Annotated in this window: 15 protein-coding genes; 4 read left to right on the forward strand and 11 right to left on the reverse strand. The window is 72.8% G+C overall.

Going from position 1 to position 14,125, the window contains the following annotated elements; all coding sequences use genetic code 11:
• Positions 1-65: 65 nt before the first annotated feature.
• Entirely contained in the window at positions 66-4,535 is a 4,470-nt protein-coding gene (locus ABZZ38_RS21955; RefSeq protein ID WP_356742482.1) for a cation-transporting P-type ATPase, read from the forward strand.
• 68 nt (positions 4,536-4,603) lie between these two features.
• Here the strand turns inward: ABZZ38_RS21955 and ABZZ38_RS21960 are convergent, their stop codons facing one another.
• The 6 genes from ABZZ38_RS21960 to ABZZ38_RS21985 all read right to left on the reverse strand — a co-directional run bounded on the left by ABZZ38_RS21960 (position 4,604) and on the right by ABZZ38_RS21985 (position 10,283).
• Positions 4,604-5,293 (reverse strand): VTT domain-containing protein, encoded by a 690-nt coding sequence (locus ABZZ38_RS21960; RefSeq protein WP_356742484.1) that lies wholly within the window; start codon positions 5,291-5,293, stop codon positions 4,604-4,606.
• 262 nt (positions 5,294-5,555) lie between these two features.
• Entirely contained in the window at positions 5,556-6,314 is a 759-nt protein-coding gene (locus ABZZ38_RS21965) for a MerR family transcriptional regulator (protein WP_356742486.1), read from the reverse strand.
• A 229-nt stretch (positions 6,315-6,543) separates the two neighbouring features.
• Positions 6,544-7,185 (reverse strand): PadR family transcriptional regulator, encoded by a 642-nt coding sequence (locus ABZZ38_RS21970; RefSeq protein WP_356742489.1) that lies wholly within the window; start codon positions 7,183-7,185, stop codon positions 6,544-6,546.
• Between the two features lie 53 nt (positions 7,186-7,238).
• Positions 7,239-7,784, reverse strand: coding sequence for a DinB family protein (locus ABZZ38_RS21975; RefSeq protein ID WP_356742494.1), 546 nt, complete (start codon positions 7,782-7,784; stop codon positions 7,239-7,241).
• 94 nt (positions 7,785-7,878) lie between these two features.
• Positions 7,879-9,336, reverse strand: a complete 1,458-nt coding sequence (locus ABZZ38_RS21980; RefSeq protein WP_356742499.1) for an aldehyde dehydrogenase family protein — start codon at positions 9,334-9,336, stop codon at positions 7,879-7,881.
• A 65-nt stretch (positions 9,337-9,401) separates the two neighbouring features.
• Positions 9,402-10,283, reverse strand: coding sequence for a helix-turn-helix transcriptional regulator (locus ABZZ38_RS21985; protein WP_356742503.1), 882 nt, complete (start codon positions 10,281-10,283; stop codon positions 9,402-9,404).
• A 287-nt stretch (positions 10,284-10,570) separates the two neighbouring features.
• On the opposite strand from ABZZ38_RS21985, the gene ABZZ38_RS21990 reads away from it, so the two are divergent.
• Complete coding sequence (locus ABZZ38_RS21990) at positions 10,571-11,080, forward strand: ATP-binding protein (RefSeq protein ID WP_356742505.1); 510 nt, start codon at positions 10,571-10,573, stop codon at positions 11,078-11,080.
• A gap of 110 nt (positions 11,081-11,190) precedes the next feature.
• Here ABZZ38_RS21990 and ABZZ38_RS21995 read toward each other — a convergent pair whose 3' ends face one another.
• The 5 genes from ABZZ38_RS21995 to rpmG form a co-directional block, all read right to left on the reverse strand.
• Positions 11,191-11,430, reverse strand: coding sequence for a DUF397 domain-containing protein (locus ABZZ38_RS21995; RefSeq protein ID WP_355363110.1), 240 nt, complete (start codon positions 11,428-11,430; stop codon positions 11,191-11,193).
• A gap of 225 nt (positions 11,431-11,655) precedes the next feature.
• The gene (gene rpsR / locus ABZZ38_RS22000; protein WP_356742508.1) at positions 11,656-11,907 is read right to left on the reverse strand and encodes a 30S ribosomal protein S18; all 252 of its coding nucleotides are present in this window, start codon (positions 11,905-11,907) and stop codon (positions 11,656-11,658) included.
• A 6-nt stretch (positions 11,908-11,913) separates the two neighbouring features.
• Positions 11,914-13,050: a GTP-binding protein gene (locus ABZZ38_RS22005; RefSeq protein WP_356742511.1), complete on the reverse strand. Its 1,137-nt coding sequence runs from the start codon at positions 13,048-13,050 to the stop codon at positions 11,914-11,916.
• Positions 13,050-13,307 carry a type B 50S ribosomal protein L31 gene (locus ABZZ38_RS22010; RefSeq protein ID WP_356742513.1) on the reverse strand — a complete coding sequence of 86 codons (258 nt, stop codon included), beginning with the start codon at positions 13,305-13,307 and terminating at the stop codon, positions 13,050-13,052. The genes ABZZ38_RS22005 and ABZZ38_RS22010 overlap by 1 nt, the downstream gene beginning before the upstream one ends.
• A gap of 6 nt (positions 13,308-13,313) precedes the next feature.
• On the reverse strand, positions 13,314-13,478 hold the full coding sequence (rpmG, locus tag ABZZ38_RS22015; protein ID WP_030573688.1) for a 50S ribosomal protein L33: 165 nt from the start codon (positions 13,476-13,478) through the stop codon (positions 13,314-13,316).
• 63 nt (positions 13,479-13,541) lie between these two features.
• On the opposite strand from rpmG, the gene rpmB reads away from it, so the two are divergent.
• Together rpmB and rpsN are read left to right on the forward strand one after the other, a co-directional pair.
• A complete protein-coding gene (rpmB, locus tag ABZZ38_RS22020) occupies positions 13,542-13,778 on the forward strand; it encodes a 50S ribosomal protein L28 (protein WP_356742517.1) in 237 nt (78 codons plus the stop codon).
• Positions 13,778-14,083, forward strand: coding sequence for a 30S ribosomal protein S14 (gene rpsN / locus ABZZ38_RS22025; RefSeq protein ID WP_356742521.1), 306 nt, complete (start codon positions 13,778-13,780; stop codon positions 14,081-14,083). The genes rpmB and rpsN overlap by 1 nt, the downstream gene beginning before the upstream one ends.
• Positions 14,084-14,125: the final 42 nt, after the last annotated feature.

The following is a 14,125-nucleotide window of genomic DNA, read 5'->3' on the forward strand; positions in this document are numbered from 1 at the left end:
GAAGCAGGCGGAAGGGGCTACTCGGGCGGCGTTCGCGTCGGGACGACGGACCGGAGGCCCTGGCCATGTCACCGTTGCCTGGTCTGCATCTGTGGGCGCCCCCGTTGCTCGGGCCGGTGGCGTCGGGCGTGACGTACGGCGTCGCGGCCGGTGTGCGCGGCGCCGCCGAGGTGGCCGGCCTGCTCATGGGCCTGCCGAAGCGCGGCGTGTGGTGGCGTCCCGGGCGCTGTTACATCGAGGTCCACGGGGTCCACGGCGTCGGCGGCGAGCGGGTCGCCGAGCGCGTCGAGCGTGCCCTGGAAGGGCACCCGGGAGTGCTGTGGGCGCGGGTGAACGCCCCGTCCGAGCGGGTCGTGGTGGCCGTGGCCGCCCCACCACCGCCGGAGCGCGAGCTGGTCGCCCTGGTCACCCGGGCGGAGGGCGACCTCCCGGCGCACCCGGACGAGTTCGACGAGTGGAGCCCCGAGCCGCACCACCCTTCCGAGGGCCCCCGCACCCGCCAGTCGGTGCCCGCGCTGGCCGCGGACACCGTGGGCCTGGGCATCAGCGCCGTACGCCAGTTGGCGCCGTGGTTGCGGGTGCCACCCGAGACGGCGGCGCTCGTCGGGGCGCTCCAGCACCACCCGCGGCTGCGCCATCTGGTCGCCGAGGTCAGCAGCACCGAGCAGGCCGAGTCGCTCCTGCCCGTGGCCAGCGCCCTGGCACAGGGCGTCGCCACCCGGGGCGGCGGGATCGCCCTGGACGCTCTGGAACGGCTCGCCCAGTGGCGGGAGGCCACCGCGGAACGCGCGGCGTGGAACGAGGCCGAGCCCCGGCTGGTACGCGGCCCGGAGCACGCGAAGGCCGATCCGCTCGTCGTCGACCGGGCCGGCCCGACCCCGAGGGACTCGGCGGACCGCTATGCCGAGCGGGCCATGGCGGCGGGCGTGGCGGCCGGTGCGCTCAGCGTTCCGTTCGCCGGGCCCCGCCACGGGCTGGCGGTCGCCCTGGCCGCCGTACCGAAGGCCCCGGAGGCGGGCCGGGAGGGCTTCGCCACCGGTCTGGGCCGGGCCCTGGCGCTGCGGGGCGTCGTGACCATGGACCGGAGCGCGCTGCGTCGGCTCGGGCAGGTGGACACCGTCGTCCTGGAGGAGGACGCGCTGCGCAGCGACCGGTACGAGCCCGTGGACCTGGAGCTGCTCACTGGCGCCGATCCGGAGCTGACCGCCGACCGGCTCTTCGCCCTCTTCGACGCGGACGCCCCGCTGCGTACCGTCCGGGACGACGGCGACGGCGGCTGGGTGCTGGGGCCGCTCGACGAGCTGGAGCTGTCGGGCCGCACCGGGCGGCAGGCCCAGGCGCGGTTGCGGCGCCGGGGCAGCGAACGGACGCTCGGCCTGGCCAAGGGGCGGCGGCTCCAGGCGGTGGCCGGTCTGGGCACGCAGACGGCGCCCGGCGCCGAGGCGGTCGCGGCGGCGGCCCGCCGGGCGGGCGCCCGGGTGGTCCTGGCCTCCGACCGCGGGAGCCCGGGCTTCACGTTCGCCGACGCGGTGGTCCCGGCGGGCGGGCGCCTGGTGGCGTCCGTACGCGCCCTGCAGGCCGACGGCGCGGTCGTCCTGCTGGTGTCCGGCAACCGGCGGGCGCTCGGCGCGGCGGACTGCGGTGTCGGCGTCCACCGGGACGGCGAGCCGCCCGCCTGGGGCGCCCACCTGATCGTCGGCACCGACCTGGAATCGGCGGGGATCATCGTGGACGCCGTCGGGATGGCCGCGCGGGTCGACCGGGACAGCGCGATGCTCGCCGCGAGCGGCAGCGGCATCGGCGCGGTCGCCGTGTTGCGCGCCCGCGGTCCGCAGGCGACCGCACGCGGCATGACCGCCGGCACCACGGCCGGGAGCCTGGCGTTCTGCCTGGGCACATGGCGTGCCCGGCAGCTGCTCGCCCGTCCGCTGGCCCCGCCGGTGACCAGCGTGCCGTGGCATCTGATGCCGCCCGAGCGGGTCCTGGAACGGCTGCGGACGTCGGCGGACGGCCTGACCGCCGACGAGGCCGCCGCGCGCGGCGGCGCGACCACCGGGGGCAACGAGCCCGCGCGGCTGACGCTGCCGTCGGCGTTCATCGAGGAGCTGTCCAACCCCCTGACGCCCATCCTGGCGGGCGGCGCCGCCCTCGCCACCGCCGTGGGATCACGTACCGACGCGGGGCTCGTGGCCGCCATCACCGGTACGTCCGCGCTCATCGGCGGCTTCCAGCGCGTACGGACCGAACGGGCGCTCGCGGAGCTCTTCCGCCGCTCGGCCATCGGCGCGCGGGTACGCCGGGGAGGCCGCGAGCGGCTGGTGACGGCCGGGGACCTGGTGGAGGGCGACGTCATCCTGCTGCGGCCCGAGGACGTCGTACCGGCGGACTGCCGGCTGCTGGAGGCCGAGGGGCTGGAGGTCGACGAGTCGTCGCTGACCGGCGAGTCGCTCGCCGTCCACAAGGACCCGGCGCCGGTCGTCGCCACGGACCTCACCGGGCGCCGGTCGATGGTGTACGAGGGCACCACGATCTCGGCGGGGCGGGCCGTGGCCGTCGTGGTCGCGACCGGGTCCGCGACCGAGGTGGGGCGCAGCCTGGCCACCGCCAGGCAGGCCGCGCCCGAGACCGGGGTGGAGGCCCGGCTCGCCTCGCTCACCCGCAAGAGCCTGCCCATCGCGCTCGGGTCGGCCGGGGCGGTGACCGCGGCGGGTCTGCTGCACGGCCGCCCGCTGGTCGACAACCTCGCCTCCGCGGTGAACCTCGCCGTCGCCTCCGTACCGGAAGGGCTGCCGTTCCTGGTGAACGCCGCCCAGCTGGCCGCCGCCCGGCGCCTGGCGGACATCGGGGCGCTCGTGCGCAACCCGCGCACCATCGAGGCGCTCGGGCGGGCCGACGTCCTGTGCTTCGACAAGACGGGCACTCTGACGGAGGGCAAGCTCCAGCTCGCGGGCGTGAGTGACGGGGACGGCGTGCTGCCGCCCGCCCGGCTGGAGGCCCGGCACAAGGGCGTGCTGGCCGCGGCGTTGCGGGCCACCCCGCCCGCCCGGCAGGCCGAACCCATGGCGCACCACACCGACCGGGCCGTCATGGCGGGCGCGCGCAGCGCCAAGGTGTCGGTACGGCAGGGGGCCGCGCGCTGGCAGCGCCTGGACACGCTGCCGTTCGAGCCGTCCCGCGCCTATCACGCGACGACCGGCCGGACCGGGCACGGCCTGCTCCTCAGCGTGAAGGGCGCTCCGGAGAACGTCCTGGACCGCTGCGCCCGGCTCAGGCGGCCCGGCGGAACCGGAACCGGCCCCGGCAGGTCCGGAGCCGAGGACGCCGCGCTCGACGGGGAGGGGCTGGCACGGCTGACCGCGCGGGCCGAGGAGCTCGCGGGCGCGGGGCGGCGGGTGCTGGCGGTGGCGGAGCGCCCGATGGACGCGGAGGAGGAGCTCACCGACGACAGCGTGCGGGACCTGACGTTCCTCGGTTTCCTCACCCTGGCCGACCCGGTACGGGCCGGGGCCGCGCCCGCGACGGCCCGGCTGCGCGAGGCGGGCGTGCACACCGTGATGCTGACCGGCGACCACCCGGCCACCGCCGACGCCATCGCGTCCACCATCAGCGACGTGACCGACCCGAAGGTCTGCACGGGCGCGGAGCTCGACGAGCTCGACGACGACGCGCTCGACGAGCTGCTGCCGACCGTGGACGTCATCGCCCGGTGCAGCCCGCACCACAAGGTCCGTATCGTCCAGGCGTACCAGCGCGTCGGGCGGGTCGTGGCGATGACCGGCGACGGCGCGAACGACGCACCCGCCATCCGGCTCGCCGACATCGGCATCGCGCTGGGGCGGCGCGGCACCCCCGCGGCGACCGCGGCGGCGGACCTGGTCGTCGGCGACGACCGGCTGGAGACCATCGTGTCGGCGCTGATGGAGGGCCGCGCGATGTGGGCCTCGGTGCGAGCGGCGCTCGGCATCCTCATCGGCGGCAACCTGGGCGAGGTCACCTTCAGCGTGCTGGTCTCCGCCCTCACGGGGAGCACCCCGCTGAACGCCCGGCAGATCATGCTGGTCAACCTGCTGACCGACCTCGCGCCCTCGCTGGCCATCGCGGTGCGCGAGCCGACGGGGCAGGCGGCGGAGCGACTCCTGGAGGAGGGCCCGAGCCGGTCCCTGGGGAGCGCGCTGACCAACGAGATGCTGCTGCGCGGCGCCATCACCGCGACGGGCGCGGGGCTGGCGTGGGGCGCGGCGCGGATGACGGGCCGGAGGCGGCGGGCCGGTACGGTCGCGCTCGCCGCGGTCGTCGGCACGCAGTTGGCGCAGACGCTCGCGACGGGCGGCCTCGACCGGAACGTGCTGGCGGCGAGTCTGGGGTCGGCGGCGGTGCTGGCCGCGGTCATCCAGACGCCGGGCCTCAGCCAGTTCTTCGGCTGCACGCCGCTGGGCCCGGTCGGCTGGGGCATCGCGCTGGGCGCGATCACCGCGGCGACACTGGCCGGTGTGGCGCTGTCGCCGCTCGTACGGGAACGGGGCGGGCAGGAGTGAGGGGTGGTCCCGGGGGTCCTGGGGACGGGGCCGGGAGGGGCGCCCGGTGAGGGCGCCCCTGGCGGGCGTCAGCGCTTGGCGTGCCTGCCGCGCTGGGCCGGCGGCACGGTGTCCCCGGGGTTCGCAGCCCGCTCCTTCTTGCCCTGGGATCGGGCCCGCAGGTACTCGATCACGATCGGAACGACCGAGATCAGCACGATGAGCACGAGGATCTTCTCGATGTGCTGGTGCACGAAGTCGATCTTGCCGAGCGACGCGCCGAGGAGCGTCACACCGGCGCCCCACAGGACACCGCCGATGACGTTGAACGTGATGAACGACCGGTAGTTCATCCGGCTCACGCCCGCGATGATCGGTGTGAACGTCCGCACGATCGGTACGAAGCGGGCCAGGATCAGCGACTTCGGGCCGTGCTTCTCGAAGAAGTCGTGGGCCTTCTCGACGTTCTCCTGCTTGAAGAGCTTGGAGTCCGGGCGCTTGAAGAGCGCCGGGCCGACCTTGCGGCCGAAGAGGTAACCGACCTGGTCACCGATGATCGCGGCGAGCACGATGAGCGTGCACACCAGCCACAGGGGCGTGTCCAGCTTGTTGGTGGTCACCAGCAGGCCGGTGGTGAAGAGCAGGGAGTCACCCGGCAGGAAGAAGCCGATCAGAAGGCCGGACTCGGCGAAGACGATGACCAGGACGCCGATCAGACCGAAGGTCTGGATCAGATAGTCCGGGTCCAGCCAGCTCGGTCCGAGCGCAAGCGTATTCACGGTTCCGGGGCTCCTGGGTTGGTGGGCGGGGACGGCTGCCCAAAGCTATCAACGGTTCCCCTCCCGCCCCGGTTCCACCGTCCCCCCAACGACTCCGCCGGCCCCCCGCGGCCCCCGGACAGCCGCCCCGGCCCGAGCGTGCCGACCGGACGGTCACCCCGGCACCCGCCGCCCCGGCCCGGGCATCGCCCGGTGCACCCGTCCCCCGCCCGGGTTCACCGGGCTCGCCGGGCCGCCGCCCGGAGCCGCCCGCCCGGGCCCGTCAGGCGTGGCGGGACGCGTTGGCCGTGATGGCGGCGTGGAGGTGTGCCGCCATGCCCGGGTGCAGGGCTTCGTAGTAGGCCGTGAAGCGCTCGTCCGCGACGTACATCTCCCCCAGGCAGCGGTGGATCTCGTACGTGCAGTCGTAGAACCAGCGGCTCATGTACCGGCGGTGCTCCTCCGCCAGGTCCATCGCCCGCTCACCCGTCGGCGGCTCGCCGTCCGTCATCAGGTCGCGGTACCGGGCGTTCCACTGCGCGGACTCGTCCTGGACGCGCTGCCAGTCCGCCTTCGTGTAGCGGGAGGTACGGCGCTGGGACTCGCGGTACGCGTCCGTGTCGCCCCAGCGTTCCTCCGTCTCCTGCGCGTACTGCTCCGGATCGTGGTCCCCGAAGACCTCGAACTTCTCCTCGGGCGTGAGGTTGATGCCCATCTTCTTCGCCTCCATGGCGTGTTCGACGGCCGCGGCCATTCTCTCCAGATCGGCGATCCGCGCGGTCAGCAGTTCGTGCTGGCGCCGCAGGTGTTCCCGCGGGTCCGCGTCCGGGTCGTCGAGGAGGGCCGCGACCTCTTCGAGCGGGAATCCGAGCTCCCGGTAGAACAGGATCTGCTGCAACCGGTCGAGGTCCGCGTCGTCGTAACGCCGGTGCCCCGCGTGGCTGCGGCCGCTCGGGGAGAGCAGCCCGATCTCGTCGTAGTGGTGCAGGGTGCGCACCGTCACTCCGGCGAAACCGGCGACCTGACCCACGGAGTAACCCATGGCTTTCCGCTCCTTCGCTGCATCGGTACGTCCCTCAGCCTGGGTCCTCACGCCGCGTGAGGTGCAAGTCCGGATTCCCGGGGCTCCGGACGGGTGCGGTGTGCGGGCCACCGCGCCCAACGGCCCTTCGACGACGATCGCGTCGGTCATCCGGCTCCGCGCGAACACAGTGGTCAAACTTGACCACTTCGACGGGGCCAACCCCGTTGGGTCCATGGGCCCGACTCGATCAGCGGGCGTCCCCGGGGTGCGGTGTCCCGGTCGCGTAGGGGTTCTCCTCGCCCGGCCGCAGGACCCCCACGAAGGGCTCACCCTCCCCGGCGAAGGTGTACGCACCCCGCTCGATCCGCTCGATCAGCCCGCGCGTCCACTCGGCTCCCGCGTCGGCCGAGTGGATCCACATGTGCATGATCTCGCCGATGTGGCCGAGAGAGCCGGGCCCGTCCGCCGGGGTGTAGTACTCCAGGACCCCCGCCCGCCACCGCTCGATGCCGGCCACCCGCTGCCTGAGCAGCGCGACCGCCTCCTCGCGCGGCAGGTCGACGATGAAGCCGACCGCCGCCGAGAGGACGTCCGTCTTCTGGTCGTAGACCGTCAGCGACGCGCGCAGCAGTGCGAAGAACTCCTCGGTGCCCCGCTCGGTGATCTCGTACTCGGTGCGCGGCGGGCCGCCGGCGGTGCTCGGCGCGGTCTCGTACGCGCGCAGCAGCCCCTGCTTCGCCATCTGCTTGAGCGCGTGGTAGATGGAACCGGGCTTCGCGTTGGACCACTCGTGGGCGCCCCAGTACTCCAGGTCGTTGCGGACCTGGTAGCCGTGCGCCCGCCCGTGCTGGCGCACCGCCCCCAGGACCAGCAGCCGGATCGCTGACATGGCGTGTCCCTCCCAGTCAATTGTGACCAGGCTACGCACGCCGGGCCCCCGCCCTACACGGACCGCCCGCGCTCCAGGTCCACCAGCTCGAAGGCGGTCTTCCCGTCCAGCGACTCGCGGACGATGTCCGCGTGCCCGGCGTGCCGGGCGATCTCCTCGACCAGGTGCAGGGCCATCCAGCGCATCGAGACGCGTCCCTCCTTGGGGAACCAGGGCGCCTCCGGCAGCGGGAACGTGTCGTCCAGGCTCGGGACCGACCTCAGGAACTCCTCGGTCTCCTTCGCCACCCCCTCCCAGAAGTCCAGCACTCCGGCGATCGACTCCTCCCCCACCAGCCGGAAACCGTCCCCCCAGGTCTCCCGCGTCCGCCCGCGCTCGTTCGGCCGCTGCTGGGCCATCCGCAGCCAGCTCAGCTCCGTCTCCGCGACATGCTTGAGCAGGCCCGACAGCGACAGCTCGCCGGCGCTGGGGCGGGAGGCCGCCTGCTCCTCGGTCAGTCCGAGCACGGAGCGGCGGACCGCGCCGCGCTGCGCCTCGATGAACGAGAGCAGCGCGCCGCGCTCGTCGCCGTGAGCCTCGGCCGAAACGTGAGTGACCATGACCTGTCCGCCTTCCCAGTCGGGTGTCGGTCCCTGTCCGACATCCACCACGCTACGGACCCTTGCGGTCAGCCTCTGTCCTCAACGCGCGGCTCTAGAACGGGAATCGGCTGCGGCCGTGCTGGATGGAGATCCACTTGTACGTGGTGAACGCGTCGACGGTCGACTCGCCGTTCAGCCGCCCGACCCCGGAGTGCTTCTCGCCGCCGAAGGGCACGATGGGCTCGTCGTGCACGGTGCCGTCGTTGATGTGGATCATCCCGGTGTGGATGCGCTGGGCGACGCGTACACCGCGCTCCACATCGCCGGTGTGGACGGCACCGCTCAGCCCGTACGGGGTGTCGTTGGCGATCCGGACCGCCTCGTCCTCCCCGTCGAACGGGATCAGCATCACCACCGGACCGAAGATCTCCTGGCTGAGGACCGGGGAGTCGGCGGGCAGGCCCGTCAGAACGGTCGGCGTCACCACGTTGCCCTCGGCCCGGCCGCGTACCAGCGCCGTGGCGCCCGCCTCGACCGTCTGCTCCACGAGCGAGGACACGGCCTCCGCCTGCGTGGAATTGATGAGCGGGCCGAGGTGGGTCTCCGGGTCGGCCGGGTCGCCGGCCTTCAGGGTGCGGACCTTGGCGACGAACTTGTCGGTGAACTCCTTCTCCACGGACCGGTCCACCAGCACCCGGTTCGCGGCCATGCAGACCTGTCCCTGGTGCACGAACCGGCTGAAGACGGCCGCGTCCACGGCGTAGTCGATGTCGGCGTCGTCCAGCACGATGAGCGCGCTGTTGCCGCCGAGCTCCAGGACGGCCCGCTTGAAGTTGGCCGCGCAGACGGTGGCGACGTGCTTGCCCACCCGGTCGGAGCCGGTGAAGGAGATGACCTTGGGCACGGGGTGTTCGAGCAGCGCGTCACCGATCTCCGCGATGTCGGTGATCACCACGTTGAGGAGACCGGCCGGCAGGCCGGCGTCCTCGAAGACCTTCGCCACGAGGGCGCCGCCGAGGATCGGCGTGTTCTGGTGCGGCTTGAGCACGACCGCGTTGCCGAGGGCCAGCGCCGGGGCGACGGACTTGATCGACAGGAGGAAGGGGAAGTTGAAGGGGCTGATGACGCCGACGACACCGACGGGCACCCGGTAGAGGCGGTTCTCCTTGCCGTCCACCGGGGACGGCAGGATGCGGCCCTCGGGCCGCAGCGCCAGGTTGACCGCCTCGCGCAGGAACTCCTTGGCGAGGTGCAGCTCGAAGGCCGCCTTGGTCCGCGTACCGCCGAGCTCGGCGATGATCGCCTCGGTGATCTCGGCCTCGCGCTCCTCGACGATCCGCAGGGCCCGCTCGAAGACGGCGCGGCGCGTGTACGGATTGGTGTCCGCCCACGCGCGCTGGGCCCGCTCGGCGGCCCGGTAGGCCTGGTCCACCTCGCCGACCGTGGCCACGGTGATGGAGGCGAGCTTCTCCTCGTTGTACGGGTTGAAGTCGATGATGTCCCACGAGCCGCCGCCGGCCCGCCACTCACCGTCTATGTACTGCAGGGCCAGGTCTGTGAAGTAGGACATGCGATCCCTCCGGCAGGCGTGCGCGCGACTCACCGCTTATGACGACACGTCATCCTACTGACGAGTCAGGTGAGTTGGAGGAGTCCCCTGAGGACATCGCGGCTTTCCTCCGGGCCCGGACTGTCCTGGTGGAGCCGCTCCATCACGCGCTCGTACTGCGCGACCTCCTCGCGCTTGTCCAGGTAGAGGGCGCTGGTCAGCTGCTCCAGGTAGACGATGTCGGAGAGGTCGGACTCGGGGAAGCGCAGCATGGTGAAGGCCCCGCTCTCGCCCACGTGCCCGCCGAAGCTGAACGGCATGACCTGGAGCGTGACGTTGGGCCGCTCGGAGATCTCGATCAGGTGCTTCAGCTGGTCGCGCATCACCTCCCGGTCCCCGTACGGGCGGCGCAGCGCGGCCTCGTCCAGGACGGCGTGGAAGTGTGGCGCCCGCTCGGCGACGAGGACCTTCTGCCGCTCCAGCCGCAGCGCGACCCGGCGCTCGATCTCCGCGCCCGGGGCGTCGGGCATACCGCGCCGGACGACGGCCTGCGCGTATGCCTCGGTCTGCAACAGGCCGTGGACGAACTGCACTTCGTAGATGCGGATGAGCGAGGCGGCGCCCTCCAGGCCGATGTACGTCTGGAACCAGCCCGGCAGCACGTCGCCGTAGCTGTGCCACCACCCGGCGACGTTGGCCTCGCGGGCGAGGCCGAGCAGCGACGCGCGCTCGGTCTCGTCGGTGACGCCGTAGAGCGTGAGCAGGTCCTCGACATCCCTGGCCTTGAAGCTCACCCGTCCCAACTCCATGCGGCTGATCTTGGATTCGGATGCCCGGATCGAGTAGCCGGCGGCCTCTCGCGTGATGCCGCGCGACTCCCGCAGCCGCCGCAGCTGCGAGCCCAACAGGATGCGGCGCACCACGGAACCGCTCGATTCTCCTGGGGTCACGTCTCCAACCCTCCCCATCGCTGATGTGTACGACGGAGCACCCCCGAGCCCCGAGTGCCGGATTCTGCCACTAAATGCATCAGCGTGTACTCGTGTGATTACGGATAGGCAAAGCTTGGCCGGAGCGGGATGAAATCTGTCGCGGGAAGATATGGCCCGCAATCGGCACAGGGGCGGACAGGCCGGGCGCGTGCACGTGCATCTGCCCTTGCATCAGCTGGTCGCATTCGGAAGCATGGTCCCCGCGCACCTGCGTAGTCGTTCGTGTTGTCGCACCACAGCCGCGAATCCCGGGAGTGCCTCGCATGGGGACGAATGGATCGACCATGCTCGAGCCTTTAAGGCAGGGGCTTCCGCCGATCGACGCCGCCTCCGTCTCCGGCTCCGCGTCCTGCGCGCTGCCGGCCCGGTACGAAGCGGTGCGCGGCGCCCGCCAGTTCACCAGTGCGACGCTCGCGCAGTGGGAGCTCAGCGACCGCTTCGACGACGTGGCGCTGGTCGTCTCCGAGCTCGTCACCAACGCGCTGCGCCACGCGGTACCCGCCGAGCCGCCCGCCCCCGACACCCCGCACGACTCCGCCGTCCGTCTGCACCTCATGCGCTGGGCGAGCCGGCTGGTGTGCGCGGTGCGCGACCCGAGCCCCGACAGCCCGGCGACGCGCGAGACGGAGGAGGACTTCGACGCCGAGTCGGGCCGCGGGCTGTTCCTGGTGGAGTCCTTCAGCGACAGCTGGGGCTGGCACCCCCTGGCGGGGACACTGCGCGGCAAGGTGGTCTGGGCGCTGTTCCGGCTGCCGGACGCGCCCGCGTCCTGAGGCGCCCCGCCGCGGCGGGGCGCAGGCGGCGGCGCGTACGGCGGCGAGGCGCCGCCGGACAGGGGCGCAGGGCGGTGGCCGAGCCGCCCCGTGCGGTCTGCGGCGGTGACTCAGCCGCCGACCAGGTGATCGAACTCCCCGTCCTTCACGCCGAGCAGCAGAGCCTCTATCTCCGCGGGCGTATAGACCAGGGCGGGGCCGTCGGGGTGCCGTGAATTGCGCACGGCCACGTCTCCGCCCGGCAGCTTGGCGAACTCCACGCAGGAGCCCTGCGAGTTGCTGTGTCTGCTCTTCTGCCAGACGACCCCGTGAAGCTCTGTGGCCGCCATGCCGTTGTACACGTGGTGCACAGGACGCTCCCGAGATACATGATGTAGGTGTCAACTATGCGCGATCATAGCTTCGTTCATATGCACCTGCATGAGCATATGCACGTGCACGCGGGGTGGTCCCGCGATTACAGCCCCCGTCACGGGTGAAGACGCCAGAAAGGCCTTTCTGGCTCCACTCCGGGCACGCGAAAGGCCCCCTGCCCAGGAGCGGGGGGCCTTTCGGACGGCGAGGCGGGTGGGCCGTCAGCGTCCGGACGACGCGGACGCGTACGGCAGCAGGGCCATCTCACGGGCGTTTTTGACGGCCCGTGCCAGCATCCGCTGCTGTTGCGCCGAGACGCGCGTCACACGCCGGCTGCGGATCTTGCCGCGATCGGAGATGAACTTCCGGAGCAGATCGGTGTCCTTGTAGTCGACGTACGTGATGCCGTCGCGGTCCAGCGGGTTGGGCCGGTTCTTGGCGGGCTTGCGGTCCGAGGGGCGGCGCGGGGACATGAGGTGTCAGACCTCCAGAAGGGCGTCGAAGGCGGGCGGGAGCCGCTTCCAGGCCTCGCGGCCCGCGGCGAACTCCGCGTCGGTGAGCAGGCAGGAGTCGAGGAGCTCGGCGAGCCCCTCGCGGTCCAGGCCCGGCGAGGTGAAGACCAGGTGCTGGCAGCGGTCCCCGTGCTCGGGGTCCCAGTCCAGCGCCGCCGCCGCCCGGCGTACCGGCGGGACCATCTCCCAGGCGGCGTCCGGCAGCGAGGCGAGCCACGGCCCGGCCGGCTCGACGCACAGCGCGCCGCCCGCCGCGTCCCACGCCAGCAGCGTGTCGGGCCGGTCGGCCAGCCAGAACCGTCCACGGCTGCGGGCGGCGGCGCAGGTCAGGTCCTCCAGCGCGGCGTAGAGCCGTTCCGGGTGGAAGGGGCGGCGCCGGTGCCACACGTACGTGCCGACGCCGTGCGCGTCCGCCTCCTGCGGCAGCAGCGCGCAGGCCGGGTGCTGCGCGGCGGCGGCGGCCTCCACGTCGAACCCGGCCAGCGCCGCCGCCGCGAGGTCACCGTTCTCCCCCTCGCCCACGGGCACCTGGCGGGCCGTCGGATGCAGCTGGGCGAGCAGCGCCCGGTCCTCGTCGTCCGCCTCCGGGCTGTCGAGGACGGCGAGCACGGGCGCGTACTCCAGCTGGCGCGCCCAGGTGTCGGCGACCGTGCGCCGGTCGGTGGCCGCCGCGGCGAGGCCGGCGTCCATCAGGTCGTCGCCGTTGCCGAGGTACGGCAGCAGCAGCGCCGGGTCCACGGCCGTGATGACGGACGTGACGGTCAGGCCGGCCGCGGCGACGACCTCGGCCATCGCCTTGGGCTCGACCGAATCCCACAGCTCGACGACCGCGAGGCGGGTGAGTCCGGCGTCGGCGAGCCGCTCCAGCTCGGGCACCAGGTCCTCGCGCAGGGCGCAGCAGGCGCAGTCGTTGACCAGCGGGGTCTCGCCCGTGGACAGGACGCCGGTGGTGTCCCGTACGGTGCGGACGACCGTGCCCCGCTCGGCGGCGGCCGTCAGGTCGTGGTGGAGCGCCACGCTGCCGGGGACGGTGGCGAGCAGCCGCTCCACGGCGGCGGCGCGGGCGTCGGAGTGCAGCCCGCCGACGAGCGCGACGGACAGCATCAGCGGGCCCCGTGGCGCCGGCCGTACCGCTGCTCGAACCGCTCCACGCGCCCGGCGGTGTCCAGCACACGCGCCTGCCCCGTGTAGAAGGGGTGGCTCGCGGAGGAGATCTCGACGTCGATGACCGGGTAGGTGGCGCCGTCCTCCCACTCCACCGTCTTGTCGCTGGTGGCGGTGGAGCGGGTCAGGAAGGCGAAGCCGCCCGCCTTGTCACGGAAGACGACGGGCCCGTACGGGGGGTGGATGCCCTGCTTCATCGCGGGTCAGCGCTCCTCTCGGAAGTCGACGTGCCGCCCGGCGACCGGGTCGTACTTGCGCAGCGTCATGCGGTCGGGGTCGTTACGGCGGTTCTTGCGGGTGACGTAGGTGTAGCCGGTGCCGGCGGTGGACCGGAGCTTGATGACCGGTCGGAGTTCGTTGCGGGCCATGCGGTTAGAGTAGATGGAAATGGTTTCCATTACCAAGACAGTGTCCCGAGAGGTAGGTCACCCTTGTCCGCCCACTGCCAGCTGACCGGCGCCCAGCCCGGCTTCGGCAACCGCGTCTCGCACTCGCACCGGCGCACGTCGCGCCGCTTCGACCCCAACGTCCAGCGCAAGCGCTACTGGCTGCCCAGCGAGGGCCGGTACGTCCGGCTCACCCTCTCCACCAAGGGCATCAAGACGGTGGACGTCATCGGCGTCGAGGCGGCCGTGACCCGTATCCGCGCCCGGGGAGGGAAGGTCTGATGGCCAAGAAGAGCAAGATCGCGCGCAATGAGCAGCGCAAGACGGTCGTCGAGCGGTACGCGGCCCGCCGGGCCGAGTTGAAGGAGGTCATCCGGCGCCCCTCCACGCCCGAGGCCGAACGCCTCGCCGCCCAGGCGGAGCTGCGCCGCCAGCCGCGCGACGCCAGCCCCACGCGCGTCCGCAACCGGGACAGCGTGGACGGCCGCCCCCGTGGCCACCTGCGGAAGTTCGGCCTGTCCCGGGTCAATGTGCGCGGGCAGGCGCACGCCGGATTCCTGCCCGGCGTTCGCAAGTCCTCCTGGTAATACCGACTGGTAGCTTGGCGCGGTCCGGACACCGACAAGGGG

The sequence above is a fragment of the Streptomyces sp. NPDC006368 genome, from assembly GCF_040612535.1.
Lineage (GTDB): Bacteria > Actinomycetota > Actinomycetes > Streptomycetales > Streptomycetaceae > Streptomyces.

What these genes read in the sequence shown, in the direction of transcription:
- ABZZ38_RS21955 (WP_356742482.1), top strand. Translation starts at nt 66, where the DNA reads ATGTCACCGTTGCCTGGTCTGCATCTGTGGGCGCCCCCGTTGCTCGGG.
- ABZZ38_RS21965 (WP_356742486.1), bottom strand. Translation starts at nt 6,314, where the DNA reads ATGGGTTACTCCGTGGGTCAGGTCGCCGGTTTCGCCGGAGTGACGGTG.
- ABZZ38_RS21970 (WP_356742489.1), bottom strand. Translation starts at nt 7,185, where the DNA reads ATGTCAGCGATCCGGCTGCTGGTCCTGGGGGCGGTGCGCCAGCACGGG.
- ABZZ38_RS21975 (WP_356742494.1), bottom strand. Translation starts at nt 7,784, where the DNA reads ATGGTCACTCACGTTTCGGCCGAGGCTCACGGCGACGAGCGCGGCGCG.
- ABZZ38_RS21980 (WP_356742499.1), bottom strand. Translation starts at nt 9,336, where the DNA reads ATGTCCTACTTCACAGACCTGGCCCTGCAGTACATAGACGGTGAGTGG.
- ABZZ38_RS21985 (WP_356742503.1), bottom strand. Translation starts at nt 10,283, where the DNA reads ATGGGGAGGGTTGGAGACGTGACCCCAGGAGAATCGAGCGGTTCCGTG.
- ABZZ38_RS21990 (WP_356742505.1), top strand. Translation starts at nt 10,571, where the DNA reads ATGGGGACGAATGGATCGACCATGCTCGAGCCTTTAAGGCAGGGGCTT.
- rpsR (WP_356742508.1), bottom strand. Translation starts at nt 11,907, where the DNA reads ATGTCCCCGCGCCGCCCCTCGGACCGCAAGCCCGCCAAGAACCGGCCC.
- ABZZ38_RS22005 (WP_356742511.1), bottom strand. Translation starts at nt 13,050, where the DNA reads ATGCTGTCCGTCGCGCTCGTCGGCGGGCTGCACTCCGACGCCCGCGCC.
- ABZZ38_RS22010 (WP_356742513.1), bottom strand. Translation starts at nt 13,307, where the DNA reads ATGAAGCAGGGCATCCACCCCCCGTACGGGCCCGTCGTCTTCCGTGAC.
- rpmG (WP_030573688.1), bottom strand. Translation starts at nt 13,478, where the DNA reads ATGGCCCGCAACGAACTCCGACCGGTCATCAAGCTCCGGTCCACCGCC.
- rpsN (WP_356742521.1), top strand. Translation starts at nt 13,778, where the DNA reads ATGGCCAAGAAGAGCAAGATCGCGCGCAATGAGCAGCGCAAGACGGTC.